We start from the raw sequence: 12,963 nt of genomic DNA, 5'->3' as shown, positions 1-12,963 counted from the left end.
TTACTATAATAGCTGTCCTTATAATCATGCTGCGTCTGCAAGTCTCCGCCAAGAAGTACGCTTGGCGGGGGCTTTTTGCCGTGCGCATCGTTTAAATTTTATAGCAAATATGCATATTGATAATATATTTGATATATCGTACATTGGAGGTATATCTTAGCGATAGAAAAGGAGATCGGACATGAGATTTGTAGAAGAAAAGCTGGAGCGTCGCATTAACGAATTGGCGCACGCCAGATACCGGGATCGCTTCCCGTTGACCGATATTCGCATTGTGGAGCAAGCATCTTCCCCGCAGGAGGCTCGGGAGCAAGCCGGAACACCGGTATCGGTCGGCATCCGTTGGGGAGGACGCGACCAGACCGCTTGGTTCGTGAGTGCGCTGACGTTTCCGGAGGCATGGAAGGATCGGGACGTCGTAGGTCTGATCCGGCTCGGCAACACGGGCGGGGGCAATTGCAGCGGCTACGAGGCGCTTGCTTATTTGGACGGGGAGCCGGCGCAGGCGCTGGACCGGAACCATGGGGAGCTGTTTATCCCGGCTGAAGCCGTCAATAAGGGCGGCACGGAGCTGCTCATTCAAGCCTGGAGCGGCCTGACGCCGCCGGATGCGGGACATCAGCCGTTCGATCACCGGATCGACGAGTTGGATCTCGCTTGGCTGGACCCGGCCACGGACGACCTGTACTATACGGCGCTGCATGTGCTGCAAGCGGTGCGCTGCCTGGAGGACCGCAGCAACGAGAAGCATGGCATGCTGTCGGCGCTCGACGATGCGTTCCGGCTGCTGGATTGGCGCGCGCCGGGCTCGGACGGTTTTTACGCTGCGGCGGAACAGGCTTTGGCGCTGCTCAAGCAGCGGCTGGAAGAGCTGCCGCGCGGGGAACGGCCTCAGGTAACGGCGGTCGGACATTGCCATATCGACGTCGCTTGGCTGTGGAGATTGAAACATACGCGCGAGAAATCCGGCCGCTCTTGGTCGACCGTGCTGCAGCTGATGGACCGCTATCCGGAATATATCTTTTTCCAATCCCAGCCGCAGCTTTACGCTTATTTGAAGGAAGACTATCCGGCCATCTACGAGAAAATCAAGCGGCGCGTCGCAGAGAACCGCTGGGAAGCGTCCGGAGCGATGTGGCTTGAGTCGGATTGCAACATCCCTTCCGGCGAATCGCTCGTCCGGCAGCTGCTGTACGGCAAGCGGTTTTTCCGCGAAGAGTTCGGCGTGGACAACCGGATTTTGTGGCTGCCCGACGTGTTCGGCTACAGCTGGGCGCTGCCGCAAATTTTGAAGAAGGCCGGCATCGATTACTTTATGACGACCAAAATCAGCTGGAGCCAATATAACCGCTTCCCGCACGATACGTTCCATTGGCGGGGCATCGACGGTACGGAACTGCTGACTCATTTTATTACGACGCCCAACAACGACGGCAGCTGGTACTACACCTACAACGGCAACGTGACCGCGTCCAGCGTACAGGGGCTGTGGGACAACTACCGGCAAAAGGAACTGAACGACCAACTGCTGCTCGCCTACGGATGGGGCGATGGAGGCGGCGGACCGACGCGCGACATGCTGGAGGCGGTGCGGCGCTTCGAGGACATGCCGGCGATGCCGCAGGTACGCCAAGGCCGGGTGGAGGAGTTTTTCGAAGCGCTCGATGACCGGGTATCCGATCACCCGCGCCTGCCGTTATGGGACGGGGAGCTGTACCTGGAATACCACCGCGGCACGTATACGTCGCAAGCCTACAACAAGCGGATGAACCGCCGGATGGAGGCGCTGCTGCACCAAGCGGAATTCGTCAACAGCCTTGCGATGCTGCTGAACGGCGAGCATGCGTATCCGGTTGAAACGCTGCAGAAGAGCTGGATCATTACGCTTCGCAACCAGTTCCACGATATTATCCCAGGCTCCTCGATCGGCGAAGTATATGAGGACAGCCGGGAAGAGTACGCGGAAGCGGAACAACTGGCGGTCGCGGCTTTGGAACAAGGTACTCAGGCGATTGCAGGCGGTAGCGGGCAAGACGGAGTTATTGCTGCGGAAGAGGTTGTCGGTTATCGGGTGATCAACCCGTTAGGCTGGGAACGGTCGGCGCTTGTGGAAATTCCTTTGGACGCCCTTCCAGCTTCTGCCGAGCAGTTAGCGTGGTCTTTGCCAAGCGGCGAAGCGCTGGAAAATCAGCTTGTTCGCGGCGCCGACGGACAGCCCGTCTCGATGCTCGTTCATACGCCGAACGTTCCTTCATTAGGCTATACGACCATCATCGGCAAAAGCACGAACAGTGCTTCGGCGGCAAACGGCGACGAGTGGAGCATCGGCGAACGGCTGTTGGAGACGCCTTTTTACCGGATAGAGCTTAACGGCAGCGGCCAGATCGTATCTTTGTACGATAAGCGGAACGCGCGGGAAGTGCTCAAGCCGGGAGAAGCGGCCAACGTGCTGCAGGTATTCGAAGATAAGCCGATGGCGCACGACGCTTGGGATATCGACATCTACTATCAAGAGAAGAGCTGGACCGTTGAGGAGCTGACCGAAGCCGTCGTGGAGGAGCAGGGGCCGCTGCGTGCCGTGCTTAAGCTCGTATGGCGTTACCACCGCTCCGTCATCGAGCAGAAAATGACGCTGTACCGCGACCATCCGCGAATCGATTTTTGCACCCGGGTTGACTGGCACGAGAAGCAGCACCTGCTCAAGGCAGCGTTTCCGGTCGACGTGCGGTCGACGAAGGCGACGTACGAGATCCAATTCGGCAACGTGGAACGGCCGACGCACTGGAACACGAGCTGGGATTGGGCGCGATTCGAAACGGTGGCGCAGCGCTGGGTCGATCTGTCCGAAGGGGGCTACGGCGTCAGCCTGCTGAACGATTGCAAGTACGGCCATGATATCCGCAATCATGTGCTGCGTCTCAGTCTCATTAAGTCGGCGGTATCGCCCGATCCGGAAGCCGATCAAGGGCTGCATGAATTTACGTATTCACTTTATCCGCATAAAAACGGTTGGCTGGAGGCGGACACGCACCGTCAGGCGTGCGAGCTCAACATGCCGCTACTTCCGGTGCAGTTGAACGGAGCGGCGCATACGGACGGACTTCCTGAGCAGTTGGGACTGTTCCGCGTCGATGGCTCCCATGTCATGATCGATACCGTCAAAAAAGCCGAAGACGACGAGACCTTCATCGTCCGCTTGTACGAGTACGGTGGCATTCGGGGAGACGTCCGGTTTGGCGCGGATGCGCGGATCGGAGAGTTCGTTTCCGTGGAAGAGACGAACCTGATGGAGGAGCAGCCGCAAGCGGTGGAGCATAGTTCGCATGAGCTTAAGTTGTTCATGAAGCCGTACGAGATCAAGACGCTGCGGATCGCTCTGAAAGCGTAGCGCGAAGCCCATTTTTAAGTGCAAACGCACCAGCAAGTGCTGCCTTTCATAAACTGAATTTGACTGTATCCCTAGACCTTGTAATGAAACCAAAACCCGGGCAAGGAGGGGTGACACTTTGAAAGGCAGCGATCACAAAAGTAAATTTTTGCTCACCAATCGCGAACGTGAGGTCTTTGAACTGCTTGTGCAGGACAAAACGACAAAAGATATCGCACAGCAGCTGTTTATTAGCGAAAAGACAGTCCGTAACCATATTTCCAACGTCATGCAAAAGTTAAATGTCAAAGGCCGTTCGCAAGCAGTTGTCGAGTTGATCAAGCTTGGGGAACTGCAGATTTAAAGCATTCGCGAAGCAACCACACCAGCCTTCTTTTTCCGCTTTCCTTACGGGGAAGCGCGGGAAGAGGGCTATTTGGTTTTCGGTGGAACTTAGCGTGAAGCGTTGATTTTATTGGGTTTTTGGATGATGATCTGTGAAGAAAAAACTGAAACTTTCTCATAAGATAGCAAAAACAAGCGATGTTGATGGTCAGCATCGCTTGTTTTTGCTATCTTAATTTCCATTGTTTCAAAGTCGGCTTTACACTTGGCTCTTATCATAAAATCTATGCCCAGTATCAAATAGAACGTTCTTTAAAACAATAGATTGATTGTCGTGGGTTAAAGTCAGGGAGATAATAGGCAAGCCGTGCTGGAGTTGTATCTTCATGACTGCAGCCTTACCCCTGAGAAGAACTCTTCAACCACCTCTACATCACTTCGGCTGGTGTGGAATACGTACAATTCAGGTGTCGGATGCAGCTTGTGCAAATACTTGTACCCGTTCCACGCTTCTTGCGGATTGTCGTAATCCTGAATCACCGCCATATCCTCCAACTGGCGTACACGGTTATTGGAGCTTACTTTGATGGCCTCCACCAATACAAAACGACCCGGATGCAATTCGGTAATTTCTCTCCATTTCATCGGCTTCACCTCGCTTGGTTGTCCTTATTTCATTATAGCATAAACGTTAAAAGAGAGATGAATAGGGTAGTGATTCGCACGAATTCCACTCAAATTGTGGTAAAATAGATTCAGGAATTACTGTAGGAGGGATTCGGCAATGAAATGACAGCAAGTCTGAGAATTGTTTCCCGATCAGTATGTGTTGCTCTCCATACCCAATGCGGGCGATTCCGGCAGAGGAAGCGAACAAGGCTTTCCAGTTTACGAGGCATATGGGATTGGCGGAAAGGCCCCCTTTTTTAAAGTGGCAGGTCATACCCTTAGGAGGAGAAGATGAAGGATCCGAAGATGCTTGAAAAGAAGGAACAATTGCTGCAACTGGTGAAGGGCTTTTGCGAACAATATCTGGATGAAGATTACGAGCAGCTGTCGTGCAAAATGGTAGAAAAGCTGGGGCGCAAGCGGACGGTTCCGTTTATGACGGGCAAGCTGGAGGTTTGGGCGGCAGGAATTATTCATGCGATTGGAACAGTCAACTTTTTGTTCGACAAAAACTTTGAGCCTTACGTATCGGTTCATGATATATGCGGATATTTCGGCACTGCTCAAAGTACAACTTCACAAAAATCGAAGTCAATACGCGATATGTTCAAAATGGGCTATTTTAATGACGAATTTGCAACGAAAAGGTCGCAGCAAAACAATCCGTTTAACAATTTGGTATCCATAAACGGATTTATTGTCCCCGCAGATTTTCTGAAGAACAAAGAATAAGCAATAACGAGGCAATGAACTCGAAAGTATTTCTTAAAAGTTCATCTCAGTGTACTTCCAACCTTATGCAAAAGTTAAAAGCCAAAGTCCGTTCACAGGCACGGACGAATTATACCCGACAAAAAATACCCTCATCCCGCAAAGGATAGAGGGTATTTGCTCGTTGTAAGTGGACTGGTTGGTTTGGTTCGATCAAACTTCCATAATAATGGGAAGAATCATCGGCTTTCTTCTGGTTCGCTCATATAAGAATCGTCCAAGCGCATCTTTTACATTTGATTTTATCGTAGACCATTGGTTCTCATTCTCGTGAGTTAATTTGTTGATCGTATTGGACACTATGCGGCTTGCCTCGTCGAGCAAGCCTTCCGATTCGCGGACATAAACAAAGCCGCGGGAGATGATGTCGGGTCCGGAGAGGATCTTGCCTTCCTGTTTGCTGATTGAAACGACAACAATCAGGATGCCGTCTTGAGACAAATGCTTGCGGTCCCGTAGGACGATGTTTCCGACGTCACCGACGCCTAAGCCGTCGATAAGCGTGTTGCCTGCCGGAACTTTTCCGCGTTTGCGGGCCGCGCCGTTCTGGATTTCAACGACTTCGCCGTTGTCGACGATGAAGATGTTGGCCGGGTCGACGCCGACGGCTTGCGCCAGCGTGCTGTGCTGACGAAGCATCCGGTATTCCCCGTGAATCGGGATGAAAAATTTCGGACGCATCAGATTGATCATCAGCTTCAATTCTTCCTGGCTGGCATGTCCGGAAACGTGCATACCCGTCAGTGTACCGGAGCCATAGATGACGTGGGCACCGAGACGGAACAGCTCGTCGACCGTCCGTCCGATATTTCTTTCGTTCCCCGGAATGGGCGTGGCCGAAATAATAACCGTGTCCCCGGGGAGAATTTCCACCTGCTTGTGGTTCGAGCGGGCCATGCGGGTCAGCGCCGACATCGGTTCGCCCTGACTGCCCGTAGACAGAATAGCGATACGGTCGGCCGCGTATTTATTCACTTCGTTCGGCTCGATCAGCATACCGTCCGGAATGTTCAGATAACCGAGCTCGGAGGCGATGGTAATCATATTGACCATGCTGCGTCCGATGACGACCAGCTTCCGATTCGAAGCGATAGCCGCTTCGATGACCTGCTGAAGCCTGTGCACATTGGAGGCAAAGGTGGACACGATCACGCGCTGACGTGAGGTCCGGAATACGTCCTCCAGATTGCCGCCGACGCTTTTCTCTGAAGGGGTGAACCCTGGACGTTCCGCATTTGTGCTCTCGGATAGCAGGGCGAGAACGCCTTTTTTGCCAATATCCGACATGCGGTGAAGGTCCGCATATTGGCCGTTAACAGGCGTTTGGTCGAATTTAAAATCGCCGGTGTGAACGACGGCGCCTTCAGGGGTATCAAGCACGACCCCAAGGCTGTCCGGAATGCTGTGATTCGTTTTGAAGAACGAAGCGACAATTGTTCCGAACTTTAATACGGAATCAGCATGAATTAACACCCGTTCCGTTGAACCCAACAGCCCGTGTTCTTTTAATTTTCCTTCAATAAGTCCCATCGTCAGTTTGCTCGTATAGATGGGTATGTTGAGCTGCTTGAGGATATAAGGCAACCCGCCAATATGATCCTCATGACCGTGCGTAATGACGAGCGCCCTGACTTTATTCCGGTTCTCAATCAGATAGGAAATATCCGGTACGATAATATCGATGCCGGGCAGCTCCACATCCGGAAATTTCGAACCACAATCAATGACAACAATGTCGTCTGCGTATTGTACCACATACATGTTTTTGCCAATTTCGCCTACGCCGCCCAAGGCAAAAATGGACAACTTTTTTTCTGAACTAGCCAAGTTAAACCTCCTCGATGGAATTGACGACGAACATACAAATCAAACTCAAAAGATCCGAACCAGTCACTTGCCTTTATTATAACACAACTCTCGGAAAAAAAGTAAATGTTGGACGAACCGTTGAGAAAGGCGCGTTATTTCGCCTCGGACCGGCCAGGGACGGGGACATGAATGATCGGTCCGATCGGCGCCAGAACGAGCAGCGAACCTCATACGATGCGGCTGGCAAGGCTGCCCGCTTCGTTTCGGGGCGGACACGTGCTGCGGGACAAAGAGAGCATGGCAAATGCCGGCGCTTTTGATACAATGGAAAGGAAATACAGTCAGGCACGGCACAAAAGACGGAAGGGTTGTACATTAGCCGTTATTCCATATCATTACAGTGTATTCAAGGAGGAATTTTTATGAGCGAGCAAGCATCAGGATTGCAAAAGCGGCGTTTCGAGCAGCCGATTGACGCCGAGCTGACCCTTCGGGGCGAGGTAACGGTACAGGAGAAGGTCGACAGAGGGTCGGCGCCCGTCGTGATCATGGCGCACGGGTTTAAAAGCTTCATGGATTGGGGCTTTCAGTCTTATGCCGCGGCCGAGCTGGCCCGCCGCGGATATTACGTCGTCCGGTTTAATTTTTCCTGCAACGGGGTGAACGAGCGGGATTTCGACGAACTGGACAAATTCGCCGTGAACACGTACTCCCGCGAGCAGGCGGATCTGGCGGTCGTCTGGGAGCTGCTGCAGGAGAAGCGTCTGCCCTTTGCGGAGCAGGCGGACACCGGCCGGGTTGCCTTGCTCGGCCACAGCCGCGGGGGCGGAAACAGCATCGTGTTTGCCGCGGAGCACCCGGATGTGCAGGCCGTCGTCACGTGGAACGGCATCGCTTCGGCCGACTTGTTCGACGACGCGTTTAAGGAAGAAATCGTCCGCAATGGCGTCGCCTACGTGGCGAACGCGCGGACGGGGCAGAGCATGCCGATTCGGCAAACGTTCTACGATGACTTGAAGCAAAATGCGGAGCGCTTCGATATTACCGCGCGGCTCGCCGGACTGAAGACTCCGGTGCTCTCCGTACAGGGCGACGCGGACTCCGACCGGCTGAAGGAGGGCTTCCGCAGGCTGCGCGAGGCCGCTCCGAACCAGTCGTTCGTGACGATTGCAGGGGGAACGCATACATTTGGCACGGTTCATCCGTTTGCCGGAACGACCCCGCAGCTTGAGGAAGCGCTCGAAGCGACCGCTCGTTTTTTGGACAGCCGGATGCGCATTGCCAGCGAAAGGGGCAGGCAGGATTGAGCGCAGAGCGAAAAGCCGGGACATCGGTCCCGGCTCCAGCTGTGGGCCGCTTATACAGCGGTGTAGCAGGCTCACCGGACCGCCGGGCTTACTCGGACGAGGCAGGCGTCGCCGCATCGCGCAGCAGCACGTCCAGTCGTCGCAGTTGCTCCTCCGCAACCTCCGGCGTCCAGCCAAAGCGCTTCGCCATGTAAGCCGTCGCCAACTGCTTCCAACGCTGCACCCAGGCAATATCGAAATACAGCGCGCCGGTCCGGCGGACGAAAAAGTCCTGCGGTGTCGCGACCATTTCCTCATCGATGCCGTAGGCGAGCGAAGCCAGCACATCCAGCGGCAGGCCGGTTTGCTCCGCTTCTTCGCGCAGGAGCGTGCAGCGCTGGAAGACGCGGTCCGCGTTGGAGCCATAGCGCTGCACGACCGACTCGGCTTGCCGCTTCGTCAGACCAAGCGCTTCGCCGTCGCGTACTTTTGATTCCGCGAACGCCTTGAATTGCGCGGAGCCGCCGACGTCCCCGCCGGACAGCTTGATCCGGTCCGTCGTACAGCCCGGATACGAAGCGCGGCCTAGCTCTTGGAGCTGGCCTGTGACCAGGTTGACGGTGCGCTCCGCCATTTTGCGGTAGCCGGTCAGCTTGCCGCCGGCAATAGTAATCAGACCCGAAGGAGCGATGAAAATTTCATCCTTTCGCGACAGCTCCGACGGCGATTTACCGTCTTCGTGAATGAGCGGCCGCAGCCCGGACCAGCTGGACTCGACATCGGCCGCCGTCAGCTTGAGGCTCGGAAACATGAAGTTCGCCGCCGTCAAAATATAATCGCGGTCGGCCGTCGTCATCCGCGGATGAACGAGATCGCCGCTGTAGTTCGTGTCGGTGGTGCCGACATACGTTTTGCCATCGCGCGGAATCGCGAACACCATGCGGCCGTCCGGCGTATCGAAGTAGATCGCCTGCTTGAGCGGGAACCGCCCGCCATCGATGACAAGGTGCACGCCTTTGGTCAAATGCAACCGCTTGCCCTGCTTCGAGCCGTCTTTTTCCCGGATCATGTCGACCCAAGGTCCTGCCGCATTGACGATTTTGCGGGCAAAGATGTCATATGTTTCGCCGTTCAGCTTGTCGACAACGCGCACGCCCTTCAGCTTCCCGCCCTCATAGAGCAGCTCTTCCACCTTCGTATAGTTGACCGCCAGAGCGCCGCGGTCCGCAGCGGCTTTCATCGTTTCAATCGTCAGCCGGGCGTCGTCCGTGCGGTACTCGACGTAGTACCCGCCGCCCTTCAGCTTGTCTTCGCGGAGCAGAGGCTCGCGCCGCAGCGTTTCGGCTTTGGACAGCATGATCCGGCGCTCGCTCCGCTTGACGCCCGCCAGCGAATCGTACATCATCAGCCCGACGGAGGTTGCCAGCTTGCCGTAGGTGCCGCCTTCGATCATCGGCAGCAGCATCCACTCCGGCGTCGTCACGTGCGGCGCGTTCTCGTAGACGATGGCCCGCTCTTTGCCGACCTCGGCCACCAGCTTGAATTCAAGCTGCTTCAAGTAGCGCAAGCCGCCGTGAATCAGCTTCGTGGAACGGCTCGACGTGCCCGCGCCGAAGTCCTGCATCTCGACCAGTCCGGTTTTCAGCCCCCGGGTTTGCGCGTCGAGCGCGATTCCCGCCCCGGTGATGCCACCGCCGATGACCAGCAGATCGAGCGGGGCACTGGCCATCTCCCGAAGCCGTTCTTCTCGGTGTTCCCCTGAAAATTGCGCCTGTTTTGTCATGTGTATCGATCCCCTTTCGCAATGTACGGCCGCCCAGTTCCGGGTAAAAGCAAAAAAGAGAAGACGTGAAGCAACTCTACGTCGGCGCGTCGCTTGCTGCACACGCGCTCCTGAAGAGCTTGCTCACGGTCTTCTCTTGATCTCTGACCTGATTAACTTGTTGGTTTTATCATAGCACGGCACCGGCTTCGGATCAACCTTGACAGCGAAATCGGGCGTATGATAGATTCCCTTTGCAACCTTTTTCCTATTATATTAGCGGACTATCCTCGGGGGAGGAATCGATATGACGAAGCCGGGCTAAATGTTGGTTTTGGACCAAGGAAGCACGAGAAGGGTCCATCATAGCGCTGCGATCGGCCGATACGTTTCTTCTCGAAAAATGTCAAATTTTCTTATTTTGTTCTTTATCAAAAAAGCAAGCCCGGAAAATGAAAAAAAGACGCATATTTTGCCAATATCCTGAATGTTTCGTGTCTTTTCGGTGTATAATGGAATTATATGAACCTATTATAGTAAACTATATGCATATAGCTTTACGCGAGGTAAGTCAAGGAGGAAACGGTTATGGATAAAATTTCGTCTCTGTCGGAGCTGCTGGCGGAGCAGAAAGCATCATCGTATATCGAAATTCCCGGGGCGATGTCCCGGACGTTCGGACAGACGACGCTTTCGACCACGCTTCCGATGAGCAAACTGTTCGCCATCTACGAAGTGGATTTGGAGGTTCAACGCTCCATCGTTCCGCAAAACTTGTCCAAGATGATGGACTATATCATGCTCTATCTGGATCACGGACAAGGCATTTATTTTCCGGGCATCATCCTCTCGGCCCGTGGCGCGGGAGAGTATGATGAGCAGGCGCAGGTCTACCGTTTGCAGGCGATCGAGAAGCTGTACGTCGTGGACGGCCAGCACCGGCTTGCCGCCTTCCGCCGGCTGATGGAAACGCTGCAGGGCGCGATGGCCCGGGCGAAAGACCGCCGGGAGTACGACCGCATGGAGGAAATCAGCGCGAAACTGAGCAAGCTGTATGCTTTCCCGATGTCCACCATGATCTACCTGGACATCAATGCGCGTCAGGAACGGCAGCTGTTCTCTGACATCAACAAGCTTCCGCGCAAAATCGGCGGAAATCTGGCCGTTCTCCGCGAGCAGCGCCGGTTCTATCACGTGCTGGCTTCGAGGCTGGTGGAAGATGCGTCTGTGATGAAGAATCTGCCTGTCGACATGTTTACGGAGCGGGGCAAAGGGCCGGAGTATTTGTTCTCCTACCACCTGCTGATCGAAATTTTGATCGGCCTGTTCGAAGGACGGCTCAAGTCGGCGGCGCGCAACAACGGGTACTATTTTGAGGAAAAAGAGATCGAAGAGCATATGAAGCTGGCGTCGCTTTATTTCGAAAGCTTGCTCAAGTACTTGCCGGAGCCGGAAAAGGGCGAGCTCTGCTGGACGGAGAACCTGCAGATCGCGCTGTCGATGTTCTTTCACGAGGAAGTGACGAAAACCGGCACGTTCAACAAATACGCGCTCGATTATGCGCTCAAAATTTTGCCGCATATCGACTGGAGCGCCATTTACAGTGGGGACGAGAAAGACCGTTTGCCAAGACGCTCGCGCATCGTAAAAGCGTATCAGTTCGTCAAAGATTTTTACGTGGAGCACCACATGTTCCTGATCCGCGACGATGCGATGGGGCAGCAAGCTTTTCCGGGAGATAGCTCTAAGGAGGACGTCGGTTAATGGATGGTTTAAATTTGCAAATGACCATACATCCGTTTTGCGATCGGTTCGGACTCGCAACGGTAGCGATACAAGTGCAGGATCTGCTTAACTACACCACCATTGATCCGATGGTGCAGCGGAAGCTGAGCGGAGGACAACGCCGCAAAATTTCCAACTACTTGCAGGAGCGCGAGCTCGACCGCGTCTTTTTCGGTCCGGTTACCTTAAGCTTGCGCGACGTCAGCAGCTTGGCTAAGGTGCAGAGCGGCCTGTACCTGCGTCCGGGCTCGAAGCTGAGCATTCTGGACGGCCAGCACCGCATTCTCGCTCTCGGCTACGTGAACGAGCAAATGCTCAAAGAAGCGCGCAGCCTGGAGAAGAAAGTCGCCGCCATGAAAATCAAGCACCGGAAAGCACCGGACAATGTGGAGATCGCAAGCGAGCTGGAGCAGCTGGAAGGCCAGGTCGAGCAGCTGGAACGCCGCCGTCTGGAACTGATGGAAAGCGAGCTGGCGGTGCAAATCTACATCGGGCTGAGTGAGGAAGAAGAGAAGCAGCTGTTCGGGGACATCAACTCCAAGGTTCAGCTCGTCAGCAAAGAACTCGGCCATTCGTTTGACTCGATCGATCCGCTAAACGTCGTCATTCAGCAGGTCGTGGACCACAACGTCTTCTTGAAGTCTGCGGGCGTCGAGCGTCGGGCCAACCTGACCGCTTACAACAAAAACTTTACGTCGTTCAGCTGGATGTACTCGACCGCGACGATGCTGTTTACGGGCAAAATGCAGCCTTCCTACGAGCTGGCGCGCCGGATCAAGCAGGACCCGTCCACGTACATCGAGATTTTGCACCAGTTCTACAGCACGCTGGTTCCTCTCATGCCGGAGCAGCCGGGGGTGCCGCAGTACACTTCGGCGTCCCGCGCCATGCAGGAAAGCGTCGCGCTGTATGCGCACCGTCATTTGTTCACGGACGGCAAGTATACGAAAAACTGGACCAACTGTCTGAACATCTTCGAAGGCTTTGATTGGACGCACGAGAACGAGCAGCTGATCGAGCGCTTCGGAGTGCTGGACAATGGTAAGCTGAACCTGATTCACGAAAAATCGCTGCGCAAGCACGGCAAGCTCGTTCAATTGTTCCAAGAGCTGCACGGCGATCCGGCCGAGGAAGGCGAAGCGTCAGCATAAGGCAGTTTGAAGTGGAAA

At 54.7% G+C, this 12,963-nt stretch carries 10 protein-coding genes; 7 read left to right on the top strand and 3 right to left on the bottom strand.

What is annotated here, in order from left to right; all coding sequences use genetic code 11:
* The first annotated feature begins 181 nt into the window (after positions 1 to 181).
* Both BLO51_RS08075 and BLO51_RS08070 read left to right on the top strand, forming a co-directional pair.
* Entirely contained in the window at positions 182 to 3,388 is a 3,207-nt protein-coding gene (locus tag BLO51_RS08075) for an alpha-mannosidase (RefSeq protein WP_090669515.1), read from the top strand.
* Positions 3,389 to 3,506: 118 nt separating this feature from the next.
* A complete protein-coding gene (locus BLO51_RS08070) occupies positions 3,507 to 3,731 on the top strand; it encodes a helix-turn-helix domain-containing protein (protein ID WP_010493958.1) in 225 nt (74 codons plus the stop codon).
* 365 nt (positions 3,732 to 4,096) lie between these two features.
* Here BLO51_RS08070 and BLO51_RS08065 read toward each other — a convergent pair whose 3' ends face one another.
* The gene (locus BLO51_RS08065) at positions 4,097 to 4,357 is read right to left on the bottom strand and encodes a hypothetical protein (RefSeq protein ID WP_090669512.1); all 261 of its coding nucleotides are present in this window, start codon (positions 4,355 to 4,357) and stop codon (positions 4,097 to 4,099) included.
* A 315-nt stretch (positions 4,358 to 4,672) separates the two neighbouring features.
* Between BLO51_RS08065 and BLO51_RS08060 the strand changes: the two genes are divergently transcribed.
* Positions 4,673 to 5,113: a DUF6398 domain-containing protein gene (locus BLO51_RS08060; RefSeq protein ID WP_090669509.1), complete on the top strand. Its 441-nt coding sequence runs from the start codon at positions 4,673 to 4,675 to the stop codon at positions 5,111 to 5,113.
* A 192-nt stretch (positions 5,114 to 5,305) separates the two neighbouring features.
* Here BLO51_RS08060 and BLO51_RS08055 read toward each other — a convergent pair whose 3' ends face one another.
* Complete coding sequence (locus BLO51_RS08055; RefSeq protein ID WP_090669506.1) at positions 5,306 to 6,979, bottom strand: ribonuclease J; 1,674 nt, start codon at positions 6,977 to 6,979, stop codon at positions 5,306 to 5,308.
* 171 nt (positions 6,980 to 7,150) lie between these two features.
* On the opposite strand from BLO51_RS08055, the gene BLO51_RS08050 reads away from it, so the two are divergent.
* Complete coding sequence (locus BLO51_RS08050; protein WP_090669503.1) at positions 7,151 to 7,387, top strand: hypothetical protein; 237 nt, start codon at positions 7,151 to 7,153, stop codon at positions 7,385 to 7,387.
* Positions 7,384 to 8,268: an alpha/beta hydrolase family protein gene (locus tag BLO51_RS08045; RefSeq protein ID WP_090669500.1), complete on the top strand. Its 885-nt coding sequence runs from the start codon at positions 7,384 to 7,386 to the stop codon at positions 8,266 to 8,268. Before BLO51_RS08050 ends, BLO51_RS08045 begins: the two co-directional genes overlap by 4 nt.
* Positions 8,269 to 8,356: 88 nt before the next feature.
* Here BLO51_RS08045 and BLO51_RS08040 read toward each other — a convergent pair whose 3' ends face one another.
* The gene (locus BLO51_RS08040) at positions 8,357 to 10,030 is read right to left on the bottom strand and encodes a glycerol-3-phosphate dehydrogenase/oxidase (protein ID WP_090669497.1); all 1,674 of its coding nucleotides are present in this window, start codon (positions 10,028 to 10,030) and stop codon (positions 8,357 to 8,359) included.
* Between the two features lie 567 nt (positions 10,031 to 10,597).
* On the opposite strand from BLO51_RS08040, the gene BLO51_RS08035 reads away from it, so the two are divergent.
* Entirely contained in the window at positions 10,598 to 11,773 is a 1,176-nt protein-coding gene (locus BLO51_RS08035) for a DNA sulfur modification protein DndB (protein ID WP_090669494.1), read from the top strand.
* The gene (locus tag BLO51_RS08030; RefSeq protein WP_090669491.1) at positions 11,773 to 12,945 is read left to right on the top strand and encodes a DNA sulfur modification protein DndB; all 1,173 of its coding nucleotides are present in this window, start codon (positions 11,773 to 11,775) and stop codon (positions 12,943 to 12,945) included. Before BLO51_RS08035 ends, BLO51_RS08030 begins: the two co-directional genes overlap by 1 nt.
* Positions 12,946 to 12,963: the final 18 nt, after the last annotated feature.

The organism is Paenibacillus tianmuensis, assembly GCF_900100345.1.
Lineage (GTDB): Bacteria > Bacillota > Bacilli > Paenibacillales > NBRC-103111 > Paenibacillus_G > Paenibacillus_G tianmuensis.
The sequence above is the reverse complement of the archived record's forward strand: the minus strand, read 5'-3'. Positions and strand labels throughout refer to the sequence as shown.

Excerpts from the sequence above, each read along its gene's own strand:
- BLO51_RS08075 (WP_090669515.1), top strand. The coding sequence starts at position 182 with ATGAGATTTGTAGAAGAAAAGCTGGAGCGTCGCATTAACGAATTGGCG.
- BLO51_RS08065 (WP_090669512.1), bottom strand. The coding sequence starts at position 4,357 with ATGAAATGGAGAGAAATTACCGAATTGCATCCGGGTCGTTTTGTATTG.
- BLO51_RS08060 (WP_090669509.1), top strand. The coding sequence starts at position 4,673 with ATGAAGGATCCGAAGATGCTTGAAAAGAAGGAACAATTGCTGCAACTG.
- BLO51_RS08050 (WP_090669503.1), top strand. The coding sequence starts at position 7,151 with ATGATCGGTCCGATCGGCGCCAGAACGAGCAGCGAACCTCATACGATG.
- BLO51_RS08045 (WP_090669500.1), top strand. The coding sequence starts at position 7,384 with ATGAGCGAGCAAGCATCAGGATTGCAAAAGCGGCGTTTCGAGCAGCCG.
- BLO51_RS08040 (WP_090669497.1), bottom strand. The coding sequence starts at position 10,030 with ATGACAAAACAGGCGCAATTTTCAGGGGAACACCGAGAAGAACGGCTT.
- BLO51_RS08035 (WP_090669494.1), top strand. The coding sequence starts at position 10,598 with ATGGATAAAATTTCGTCTCTGTCGGAGCTGCTGGCGGAGCAGAAAGCA.
- BLO51_RS08030 (WP_090669491.1), top strand. The coding sequence starts at position 11,773 with ATGGATGGTTTAAATTTGCAAATGACCATACATCCGTTTTGCGATCGG.